General features: G+C 35.3%; 12 protein-coding genes and 1 pseudogene. 2 read left to right on the top strand and 11 right to left on the bottom strand.

Features of this window, described 5'->3' with window-relative positions; all coding sequences use genetic code 11:
- Positions 1–102: 102 nt before the first annotated feature.
- From AC2YHV_RS25395 to AC2YHV_RS25385, 3 genes are all read right to left on the bottom strand, one after another.
- Positions 103–564 carry a GNAT family N-acetyltransferase gene (locus tag AC2YHV_RS25395; RefSeq protein WP_413002672.1) on the bottom strand — a complete coding sequence of 154 codons (462 nt, stop codon included), beginning with the start codon at positions 562–564 and terminating at the stop codon, positions 103–105.
- Positions 565–661: 97 nt separating this feature from the next.
- Positions 662–1,123 (bottom strand): N-acetyltransferase family protein, encoded by a 462-nt coding sequence (locus tag AC2YHV_RS25390; RefSeq protein WP_487374434.1) that lies wholly within the window; start codon positions 1,121–1,123, stop codon positions 662–664.
- 239 nt (positions 1,124–1,362) lie between these two features.
- Positions 1,363–1,947, bottom strand: a complete 585-nt coding sequence (locus AC2YHV_RS25385; RefSeq protein WP_063576570.1) for an NAD(P)H-dependent oxidoreductase — start codon at positions 1,945–1,947, stop codon at positions 1,363–1,365.
- A gap of 147 nt (positions 1,948–2,094) precedes the next feature.
- On the opposite strand from AC2YHV_RS25385, the gene AC2YHV_RS25380 reads away from it, so the two are divergent.
- The gene (locus AC2YHV_RS25380; RefSeq protein WP_063576571.1) at positions 2,095–2,445 is read left to right on the top strand and encodes a winged helix-turn-helix transcriptional regulator; all 351 of its coding nucleotides are present in this window, start codon (positions 2,095–2,097) and stop codon (positions 2,443–2,445) included.
- Between the two features lie 151 nt (positions 2,446–2,596).
- Here the strand turns inward: AC2YHV_RS25380 and AC2YHV_RS25375 are convergent, their stop codons facing one another.
- The 5 genes and pseudogenes from AC2YHV_RS25375 to AC2YHV_RS25355 all read right to left on the bottom strand — a co-directional run.
- On the bottom strand, positions 2,597–3,073 hold the full coding sequence (locus tag AC2YHV_RS25375; protein ID WP_268938372.1) for a GNAT family N-acetyltransferase: 477 nt from the start codon (positions 3,071–3,073) through the stop codon (positions 2,597–2,599).
- A gap of 120 nt (positions 3,074–3,193) precedes the next feature.
- Positions 3,194–3,331, bottom strand: coding sequence for a hypothetical protein (locus AC2YHV_RS25370; protein WP_187049253.1), 138 nt, complete (start codon positions 3,329–3,331; stop codon positions 3,194–3,196).
- 169 nt (positions 3,332–3,500) lie between these two features.
- Positions 3,501–4,724, bottom strand: coding sequence for an MFS transporter (locus AC2YHV_RS25365; protein ID WP_440438281.1), 1,224 nt, complete (start codon positions 4,722–4,724; stop codon positions 3,501–3,503).
- A gap of 190 nt (positions 4,725–4,914) precedes the next feature.
- The gene (locus AC2YHV_RS25360; protein ID WP_400451094.1) at positions 4,915–5,172 is read right to left on the bottom strand and encodes a hypothetical protein; all 258 of its coding nucleotides are present in this window, start codon (positions 5,170–5,172) and stop codon (positions 4,915–4,917) included.
- Between the two features lie 248 nt (positions 5,173–5,420).
- Positions 5,421–6,236: pseudogene (locus tag AC2YHV_RS25355) on the bottom strand (transposase); the annotation flags it as partial.
- Positions 6,237–6,667: 431 nt separating this feature from the next.
- On the opposite strand from AC2YHV_RS25355, the gene AC2YHV_RS25350 reads away from it, so the two are divergent.
- The gene (locus AC2YHV_RS25350; protein WP_487374433.1) at positions 6,668–7,150 is read left to right on the top strand and encodes a DUF456 domain-containing protein; all 483 of its coding nucleotides are present in this window, start codon (positions 6,668–6,670) and stop codon (positions 7,148–7,150) included.
- Positions 7,151–7,349: 199 nt separating this feature from the next.
- Here the strand turns inward: AC2YHV_RS25350 and AC2YHV_RS25345 are convergent, their stop codons facing one another.
- Genes AC2YHV_RS25345 through AC2YHV_RS25335 form a run of 3 tightly spaced genes read right to left on the bottom strand, consistent with a single transcriptional unit; the run spans position 7,350 to position 9,578 of the window.
- Positions 7,350–8,129 (bottom strand): sulfite exporter TauE/SafE family protein, encoded by a 780-nt coding sequence (locus tag AC2YHV_RS25345; RefSeq protein ID WP_487374432.1) that lies wholly within the window; start codon positions 8,127–8,129, stop codon positions 7,350–7,352.
- Positions 8,130–8,180: 51 nt separating this feature from the next.
- Entirely contained in the window at positions 8,181–8,408 is a 228-nt protein-coding gene (locus tag AC2YHV_RS25340; protein WP_034312794.1) for a sulfurtransferase TusA family protein, read from the bottom strand.
- 42 nt (positions 8,409–8,450) lie between these two features.
- A complete protein-coding gene (locus AC2YHV_RS25335; RefSeq protein ID WP_095679829.1) occupies positions 8,451–9,578 on the bottom strand; it encodes an MBL fold metallo-hydrolase in 1,128 nt (375 codons plus the stop codon).
- Positions 9,579–9,623 lie beyond the last annotated feature (45 nt).

Raw genomic sequence — 9,623 nt, 5'->3', positions numbered from 1 at the left:
TTAAGTACAAATCTTCATAATCTTTTTTTGAGAAATCGGAATAAGTCGTCACTATAACTAACTTAAAGATATCTCTTATAGAGAAGAAAAAAATAAATAATCTTATAACTTTTTTTCATATCTAAATAACTGGAGTTTTTCAGTAACTTGAACTTCACCTATTTTTATATAACCTAGCTTTTCATAAAAATGGTGATTTCTTTTGTTTAAATAAGGAGTATATAAGCTCCAATCTTTTATCAACGGAAATTCGGACTCCATTAACTTGATAATCTTACTTCCTAGTCCTTTATTTTGAAATTCATTTCTTAAGAAAAATTTACTTAATCTTAATCGGTTTTCATCCAAAGGGCGAATATCTATTGCTCCAATAATAGCATTGTCAGACAATATTGTGTAATGAAAAAAACGCTCAATGTTTTCGATCAATTTTGCTTCTGTTTCATTTACTGGGGTTGAATCGTGGTCTTCATATAAGGCATAATCTTCTGCAAAAACTTCTTTTTGTATAGCTAACAACATATCTACTTCAGTTAAACTTGTTCTTTTTATGGTAATGTCCATCTGTGATGCACAACCTTTATTTAAATTTTTATGATAATTACTATTTAATATTAATATTTTTTGTTCAATTGAACTGCCCCTTAATTAAAACAAGAAACTACAACTGTTTATATACAAACTCCCTATACTTTATAAAATTTTGCTTTTTATAAAAGTCCTTTGCAACACTGTTCTCAAACCAATAATCTAATTCTATTAAGTCTATTCCTCGATCGTTCGCAATGTCATATATACATTCCATAAGGCTTGAACCATAACCCTTATTCCTCTTTGTATCCACTATGCTAATCTGGTGTACATAAACAGACTTATATCCTTTTTTAAACGCATTTTCTTGATATTCTCTTATCTCTATCCAAGCATAGCCGAGAGCTTCTTCGTCATCTTCTAACAAAAGGAAAACGAAACTTTCGTTATTAACAAGACTTTTGAAAACTTCCTTCACATTTTCATAGTTATATTCCTTGAAATATTTAGGATATAAATTTAAATGTAAATCGTGCACATATTTATTTAATTTAGCAACCAAGTTGAAATTCCGAGTTTGACTAATTTTCAAAACAAATCCCTCATCTATCTTTCACTATTTAAAGTAATTGTACCTTTTTATGTTATTTTAGGGAAATTTTTAACATCCCCCTTAATGAACTATCCTGCCCCGTTAGTGCCATAAAAAAAGAGCTGCCTTAAAGTCAGCTCCGATCTTCAGCTAACGCACCAGTTAGTGGAATAATAACCTTTCAAAAATAATAAATGACTACCCAGTTATGAGTAGTCTTTTATTATTTTTGTATGTGTTTATGAGAAATCGGAATTAATTGTATCTTCAACTTTCTTTAACATACCTTTATATGCTTCTTCATCAAGGTATCCAATACTTCCGAATAGCAAATGGCCCATAGGTTCAATTCCAGTAAAATCCCATATTCCAATGTCGGAAGTGACTTTCAAACCTGCTGTCATACCGATTTCATCGTAAACCTCATTAGGAGTACCATGTGTATTGATGATAAAACCTTTTTTACCTTCTAATAACTTAATTACACCTTCTGGTCCAGCAGAATAAGCAAACCCAAATGCAAATACTCGGTCTACATATCCTTTAAGAATAGCTGGAAGACCTGTCCACCAAATTGGGTAAATAAAGGTTATTACGTCTGCTTCAGCAATAAATTCTTGTTCCGTTTTAATATCATCAGGAGTTTTTCCTGCTTTCATAGCTGCTGTATCTTCTGGTTTCAGTACAGGTTGAAAATCAAGTGCATATAAATCACGGACAATAACTTCGTGACCATTTTTCTTTAATGCATTGACTGTTGTTTCCATAATAGAGTGATTTAAGCTGTCAGCGTATGGATGTGCATAAACAACAAGATGTTTCATTTAAAATAACCTCCAGGTCTTTAATATCTTTTTATTGGATTACTAACCTTAATCTAATATTATAGTATTAGATGTCTTTTTAAAAGTAGTCACTTTTTTATAACATAGTTACAAAAATAGTACCTATAAGAAAGAGAGGTATTCATTATGGCACGAAGTAGGTTCGGTGAACCTCCTGAAGACCAAATAGAGGTCTGTCCAGTTACAGAAACTCAAGACATAATTGCAGGAAAATGGAAAATCATCATCTTATGGCATTTAAGCAGACAGACAAGAAGATTTAATGAACTTCAAAGGTTATTACCTGACATTTCAAAAGGAATACTAACACGTCAGTTGAGAGAATTAGAAGAAGACCAAATGGTTCACCGAGAAGTATATAAAGAAGTTCCTCCAAAGGTAGAATATTCGCTAACATCTTTAGGGAAAAGTTTTATTCCTATACTAGATAGTATGGGCGAGTGGGGGAAAAAATATAAAGAATTAAGAAAAAGCTAAAGCCTATACTGGTCTTTAGCTTTTTCTTTTTAATTATGTTTGCTTGGTTTATCCTAAACTAACCTGCCCCGATAGTTCCATAAGAAGCTGTCTTAAAGACAGCTCCGATCTTCAGCTAACGCACCCGTTAGTTCATTAAGCACTATGTATTTTACACCGATAAATTCATTATAAACTGTTCACCAATTGGTCCTATTTTTCTCTTGCCAGTATCTTGAAAACCCACTTTCAAATACAGTTGCTGGGCAGGAAGATTTTTATGATTTACAACTAAAACGATTTCATCACAGTTAGGAAATTCAGATTTAACAAAATCACTTAGTAAGAGCATACCTTGTTTAGCATAACCTTTTCCTTGCTTCGCATGATTAACAGATAATGCAGTTAACAACATAGCTTTCGGATTATCTGAATACTCCTTTACTCGTTCAGTTGAATGTAATAAAAAGAAACCTACAGGTTCATTCTCACTTAAAATAACAATCCGATGTTGCCCTTCTGTCGCCTCTAAAATCTTGTTTGGTAATGCAGTGAATTGCACTTGTTCTTCAGGGAGTTCAAATGAATTTAATACATCAAAATATTCATTCGAAAAATGTTTTAACTCAACGTAATCAACTTTTTCCATAACCTTATTCCCCCTCAATTTATTTATAGATTATCATCCGAGCATGCATTTGTGAATTATTGTTAGTCAACTAACCTGCCCCGATAGTTCCCTAAGAGAAAACTGTTAGTTAAGGAACGTTTATTTCTTATCTCTAATTTCTTCTAAAATTTCTATTACACGATTGTTCTGTTTTTCTATATTCTTTAACCTTTTTTCAATAATACTTGATGAAAAAAATACAATAAGTATAAGAGCTATTCCAATAAACAATTCCATATTTCCCCTCCGGTGAATTCAGTTTATGTTTAAGAGTATAACTTTACTAACCTATATTTTCCAAATATCCTGCCCCGATAGTTCCATAATAAAAAGTTGCCTTAAAGGCAGCTCCGATCTTCAGCTAACGCACCTGTTAGTTGATTAAGATATTTTAAGAATTGTCTTTTTAGCCAGTAATTGATTTTTTATTTTCTTCAAAATAACCAGCCTTTGAAGGAATAAATACGGTAATGAAAAGTACCGTTGCAAGAATTGCTCCGACAATAGAAAAAATAATACAAACAACTTGTAATGAAAACCATTCTATTGTTAACCCTAAGAGCAGTGTCAATCCAATTTGAATGATGCCTTGAACCATATCTGCAATACTACCGAACCTTCCCATAATTGCTACTGGTACATTACTTTGAAAAAAGGTAGCATATCCTGCATTCGCAAATGCCATAAAGAAGCCTAAAAATACAAATGCCAATGTTGCGGTTATAAAGTTAAAAGATGCATAAAACAAAACATATCCTATTGATGTCAGTAACATTCCAGCACCTATAAATAACCTTAGTTGCAACTTCTTAGATACAACGGCGGCGACAGTAGCTCCTCCCAATGCCCCAATACCAGTAATACTTACAATTAAGCCATAATCTCTATCAGACAACTCCAAGTGCTGTTTAATAAAAGTAACCTCTTGTGAATCTAGTGCAAAGCCAATTAGCATTGCACATTGAAACAATAAATAAACTGATACAAAGAACTTTGCAATCTTAGTAAATTCCCTAACTGCATTCCAATCATTTATTAGAGTTTTCCACTGAACTGGTTCTCTTATATTATCTAGATCTTCATCAACGTCAGGAAGAAGATAGATGAAAAATGCACAAATTATAAAAGTAATCGCATTAATTACAATGCATAAATCTGTCCCTACATACATAATAAGTATCCCTGAAATAGCTGGGCCTAATAAAAATGCACCGGAGCTGGCCAAACTCATAATCGAATTAAATCGTTTTCGATTTACAGGAGGTACCAGCTTTGTTATGTAGACGGATGAACTTGGACCAAAGAATGAACCGGCAATATTAATCAATAATAGGACTGTATATATAGTCCATAATGATGATATGAAAGGAATCACAAATATTAAGGCACCTCTTATAATATCAATAGAAATCATTAATCTTCGTTTATTAACACGATCAATGACACTCCCAGACCACGTATTAGTGATTAATACGGCAATAGGCCTTAAAATATATAGCCCCGCAACTGCTGTTGCAGAGCCAGTTAAGTTTAATATCGAAATATTAAGTGCAATTAAGTAAATCCAATTTCCTAAATATGAAATCCCTATTCCTGATATTAAAAGAATAGGATTCTTCCAACTGGTCATTCACTCACCTTTTTCCTTAAAGAATTACTTCAATCTTTATCTGAACAAACTCGTTATTGGTAATGTTACACACTTCACAACCAAATAATACCATTTTATATGATTACAGATGCAATGAAAATTTCTTTATAATTCTATAAATTCAACCAAACCACATTATTATCATTTCTTCTTTAACAAACCTGCCACTTTAGTTCATTAACTTTTCATACGATAAAATTACAATTCCACATATTACGGATAATCCCAAAAAGGATAATACATAAAAATGAGGAGGCGTAACTCCCACAAACACTACCTCGTTTTGAAGGGTTTCTACTTTATCCCATGCACTCTCAATATCTGGTTTATAGTTTTTTGTTTTTATATAACCGACTAACATCATAACGACTAAATAGATTACATGAATTGAAATTGAACCTATAATTGCTTGAAGAACCACCTTCATATCGCCCCTCCTTTTTTACTCATTTTACCATATTTAACGACATGTATTCCTGAACTAACCTGCCCCGTTAGTGCCATAAGAAAAAGGCTGCCGCAGCAACCCCTGTTAATGAACTAAACCAGCTAATAGGATGTCAATTTCTTTCTCTAAAATTTTCATTTCCCTTATGATATACTATTTTTGGCCATGACAAATAACCCTCCAACCCCCTTTTGGAAGGATGTTTCTCTGTTTCACAAAACCGTTAATCAGGCTAAATCTAGGTACATTTCTTTTCTCTTTAATAGAAGAGCGTATGCAACGATTGACACTTTGGCAGGTTTTCCTTCTGATTTTTTCTTATCATAGAAGACTTTAAGCTTTTTGTTCCTTGAACAGCCACATAGTACGGCAAAATACAGAGAATGACGTAATCTACTTGAACCTCTTTTCGTAATACGGTTAATGGTTGCCGTAAACTTACCCGATGAGTGAACACTTGGATCTACTCCAGCGAAGGCAACTAGTTTTTTCGGATGATTAAACCGATCGATTTCACCAATTTCAGAGATAATCGTGGCTGCGATTTTTTCTCCGATACCGGGAATCGATTGGATGATCTTATATTCTTCTAGTTCATTTGCCAGGGCCACTATACGATCTTCCAACTCAGAGAGGTGTCCCTGTTAATGAAAAAGCAACTCAATATACATACGAAGATTGATTACGTGACTTTGATACACGTTTATTTGAAATGGATTTCGAGACGCGGAGTCCATTATTTTTTTTGCTTTTTCCCATGCCCATTGACCCGATCGGCTAGGACAGAACTCTATAACACTCTCTGCTAGTTTACTTTCCCCGGCTGTTAATACCGCCTCTGAAGTGGGATATTCCTTTAATATCAATAAAGAAACCCTTGAATATAGATCACCAAAAACCTTCCGGTATTCAGGAAACACTTGATCTAAAATGGTGTGAAACTGAAGTTTAGCTTCCACATACATATTCGTTACGATTTCCTGTTGTCTGGACAAATTCCGAAGGTCTAATAGCTGAATTCCTCTAATTTTATGAGGTTCTAAAATTACTTAGTGAGTGCTGTTTAACTGCACACCATTATTTCTATAGAAAAACCACGCTTCCTGATTTTATTGAACATACCGTTCGGATAAAAGCCAAAAAGATGGTCTTATTTTTAACCTCATCGTTAGCTGAATAATCAAAAAGCTTTATCCACAGTTTCTTGAAATATTAATTATTACAAATAGTTGTCCTGTAATACGTTTTAATCCTTCTCTATTCTCCACCAATTGAGTAAATAAAACAAAACTGGCTATAAGTTTTATAAACAAAAAAACGCTCAAACCCCTTTGATATCAAGATTTGATCCCTTGGTAGTTGATGACCTGTGAGGGATTCGAATATACAAAAAAAGAATAAATGGTGTTTGTCCCTAAATAGAAATATAATTTAGTAGATATATTATAAGTAAGTATGAAAAGGTGGAGTTTCATTGGATATTTTATGGTGGGGATTAACGATCGTCTTATTTGCTTTAAGTTTTGTAGGAATTGTCTATCCTATTATTCCTTCGGTTGTTGCCATTTGGGGAGGATTTGCAGTTTATCAATTCCTGGTTAATCCTGATGAGTTATCGTTATGGTTCTGGATCAGTATGGTTGTGTTGAGCGGTGTATTAATCGCGGCCGACATTATCGCAAACAGTTATTTTGTTAAAAAGTATGGAGGGTCAAAAACATCCGAGACAATAGCAGCTATTGCCACGATTGTTGGTTCATTTGTCTTTCCTCCTTTTGGAATAATTATCGTACCATTTTTAGCAGTCCTCGTTTCAGAATTAATCATTCAAAAAGATATAATGAAGGCTACTAAAGTTGGGTTTGCAACTATCATCGGTTTTTTAGGCGGCAGCTTAGCCAAAGTATTACTTCAATTATTGATGATTGTTTGGTTTATTTTAGCGGTAATCTTTTAATTATTTATAAACGGCCGCATAAGGAAAAGCTGACTTTCAACAGTCAGCTTTTTTCTATTAACTGAAATCACATTAACTTTTCTGATACAAGATAATAAGAAAAAAAGTGATGGAGGAAAAGGAACCATTAGTATGGCCTATTGTGAACACTTCTTTAACGATAGAAATTTTTCACAACTGCTCCCTTCCGTGTCAAAACTCAGGACATGATCCCCGCCCAAGTTTTTACAGCCGTCGCTAAAATCAATAGAGCCAGTATGACTTGCAGCACTTTTACATTCATTTTTTTACCGGCCATTGCCCCAATCGGAGAGGCTATTAAGCTAGCTACAACCATGATCAACGCCGGATAGAAGTCAACTTGACCCGTTGATATTTTCCCTGCTGTTGCACCAATGGATGAAATGAATGTGATTGCTAATGAAGAAGCAATCGTGACCCTTGTTGGAATTCTTAAAACGATAAGCATGATGGGAACTAATAGAAAGCCCCCTCCGGCACCGACTATCCCGGCGCCTAAACCAACGATTAATGCCAGGATGGCCGCAAGCCATTTATTAAAGGTAACTTGATCCACAGGAATATCATCTATTCCTTTCTTCGGAATGAACATCATGACAGCCGCTATCAACGCCAAGATGCCATAGACGATATTCACTCCGTTTTCCGACATCGTTTGTGATCCAAAACTTCCAACCACGCTTCCGATCAACACACTGATCCCCATATAGAGAATAAGCGTTTTATTTAAATGTCCGCTCTTACGATAGCTCCATATACCTCCGATGGAGGCGAATAAGACTTGTACAGCGCTAATGCCTGTCACATCATGGGCACTAAATGCCGCTAAACCAAAGATTGGGGGAATAAACAGCAGCATTGGATAATTTATTATCGAACCGCCGATGCCGAGCATCCCTGAAACGTATGAACCTATAAAACCAATCAAAAAGATGGTAATGATAAAGGTTATATCCATTGTAAGTGCCTCCCTTAAAAGAAGGGAAACCAAATGGTTCCCCCCTCTTTATCAGCCTTTTCTGATCCAAAATTTCAGTATATCATTTTCTTCTGCTGTTTCCATCAGCTCATGGCCACCGGATTTTGACCAAGCGGCTAAGTCTGCTTTAGCTCCTTTATCGGTTACATGTATTTCCAGCACTTGCCCGGTTTGCAAATCATTCATCGCTTTTCTCGTTTTGACGATTGGCATTGGACATGCCAGTCCCTTAGCATCTAGCACTTTATCTGCATTCATATTTCATCTCTCCTATTTTCTTGGTTTCTATTTTTATCGGTATTAGCGAACCGCACAGCGATTTGGTCCAATTTCCATTTCGCGCTGTTTTTCATTATCGGGTTCGATTTTCCCCATATTGGTTTCGCGAATTTCTTGATAGGCGTTTGGCTGAGGCGGTAAATTACCTGTTACCAGCTCTCTGAATTCCGTTTCATCCGCTATGTTCAATCCGTGATTTTCAGCAAATAGCGAACCCAACTTTTTAGCGACGCTTCCATCTTCATTCAATTCATCAATGATCATGAAATGTGATGGCAATACAATTAACTCTTCTGATAATTCTTTATAACGTGTATACAGTGTTTCTCTCAAGTCCCCTACCCAATCCTCAGCCAAACCAGCTAAGTCCGGTCTGCCAATGGAATCGATGAATAAGATATCCCCGCTTAGCAAGTATTTTTGATCCACCACAAATGAAGTGGATCCAATGGTATGTCCCGGGGAGTATAATGCTTGGATATCAATCGCTGTATGACCGATCGTTATCACGTTCCCGCTTTCTAATGGCTGATATTCAAAAGTTACTTCAGCCGCATCTTTTGGCGGCAGCCAGTAAGCTGCATTTGTTGCTTCCGCGATTCGTCTTCCACCTGAAATGTGATCGGCATGTAAGTGAGTATCCAGAACATGTGTAATCTTCACCCCGATATCATCTGCGAAATCAAGATAGGCATCTATCATTCTTGTGGAATCAATAACAGCTGCTTCCCCATTGGAAACGACCATGTAAGATAAACAGCCTTTACCAAGTCGAACAAATTGATAAATTTCGGCGCCATTTGTCAATTCGCCTATCCTCACTGGTTCCAAGTGTTCACTCCATGCTTTCATGCCGCCCATTAAATAAAAAACATCCAATCCAGCTTCAGATAACATTTCAGCTACCATGACGGATGAGCCTTCCTTTGCACATACTACCAGGATTTCTTTATTGGCCGGGATTTGATCGAGAATTTCTTCCACGCCATCCAGTAGATCAAAGTAAGGGATATTAAGGAATTCAAAATTCTGCCCTTCAATTTTCCAATCATTAAAGTCACTTTCATTTCGAACATCCAAAATAAATAAGTCGGTTTTATTGATCACTTTCTTTGAAACTTCAGCAGCTGTCATTTGCTTAAAAGTCATACCATATACCCCCTGCAGTATTTATGTTTTCAAAAAATTTTTCCT

It is taken from the genome of Peribacillus sp. SRI_006, from assembly GCF_057586375.1.
Note: the sequence above shows the minus strand (reverse complement) of the source record. Positions and strands in the feature narration are given on the sequence as shown.

What these genes read in the sequence shown, in the direction of transcription:
- AC2YHV_RS25395 (WP_413002672.1), bottom strand. Translation starts at nt 564, where the DNA reads ATGGACATTACCATAAAAAGAACAAGTTTAACTGAAGTAGATATGTTG.
- AC2YHV_RS25385 (WP_063576570.1), bottom strand. Translation starts at nt 1,947, where the DNA reads ATGAAACATCTTGTTGTTTATGCACATCCATACGCTGACAGCTTAAAT.
- AC2YHV_RS25380 (WP_063576571.1), top strand. Translation starts at nt 2,095, where the DNA reads ATGGCACGAAGTAGGTTCGGTGAACCTCCTGAAGACCAAATAGAGGTC.
- AC2YHV_RS25375 (WP_268938372.1), bottom strand. Translation starts at nt 3,073, where the DNA reads ATGGAAAAAGTTGATTACGTTGAGTTAAAACATTTTTCGAATGAATAT.
- AC2YHV_RS25370 (WP_187049253.1), bottom strand. Translation starts at nt 3,331, where the DNA reads ATGGAATTGTTTATTGGAATAGCTCTTATACTTATTGTATTTTTTTCA.
- AC2YHV_RS25365 (WP_440438281.1), bottom strand. Translation starts at nt 4,724, where the DNA reads ATGACCAGTTGGAAGAATCCTATTCTTTTAATATCAGGAATAGGGATT.
- AC2YHV_RS25360 (WP_400451094.1), bottom strand. Translation starts at nt 5,172, where the DNA reads ATGAAGGTGGTTCTTCAAGCAATTATAGGTTCAATTTCAATTCATGTA.
- AC2YHV_RS25345 (WP_487374432.1), bottom strand. Translation starts at nt 8,129, where the DNA reads ATGGATATAACCTTTATCATTACCATCTTTTTGATTGGTTTTATAGGT.
- AC2YHV_RS25340 (WP_034312794.1), bottom strand. Translation starts at nt 8,408, where the DNA reads ATGAATGCAGATAAAGTGCTAGATGCTAAGGGACTGGCATGTCCAATG.
- AC2YHV_RS25335 (WP_095679829.1), bottom strand. Translation starts at nt 9,578, where the DNA reads ATGACTTTTAAGCAAATGACAGCTGCTGAAGTTTCAAAGAAAGTGATC.